At 45.9% G+C, this 416-nt stretch carries 1 other RNA gene; it reads right to left on the bottom strand.

Annotated features, from left to right (window positions below):
* Positions 1 to 175: a transfer-messenger RNA gene (gene ssrA / locus ACSNOG_RS32980) on the bottom strand; the annotation flags it as partial.
* Positions 176 to 416: the final 241 nt, after the last annotated feature.

Raw genomic sequence — 416 nt, 5'->3', positions numbered from 1 at the left:
TCCCGGTACATGGGCGATACAGAGCGAGAGCACGCGTGCAGGTTATTAAGCTGCTACAGCGTAAGAAGTTTGTTGTTTGCCAGTTATTATGGCTTTAGCGTTGATGAAGTGGACGCGTCCCCACTACCCGCTACTCATGCCCGAACTATCCCCGTCGAATCCAAAGAACGCCCCCTTATGTGGAGAAATGCCGATGCGCGAAGCACCTGACGTTTCCGCCAAAAAAGGGTACCTGGATTAGATCAAAAGATGATTCAGCCACAGTAGTCAATCAAACGTTCGCATTCCTTCCCTCCAAAGAAAGAATGCCGTCTACTGCATGCTGTTGTCAAAGAATCGATCTTGCCTTACATCAAATAGTATATCACAAACTGCATCAAAATGATATATATTATGCAGGTAACACAGCTAAAACA

It is taken from the genome of Streptomyces sp. URMC 124, from assembly GCF_051386455.1.
Lineage (GTDB): Bacteria > Actinomycetota > Actinomycetes > Streptomycetales > Streptomycetaceae > Streptomyces.
Note: the sequence above shows the minus strand (reverse complement) of the source record. Positions and strands in the feature narration are given on the sequence as shown.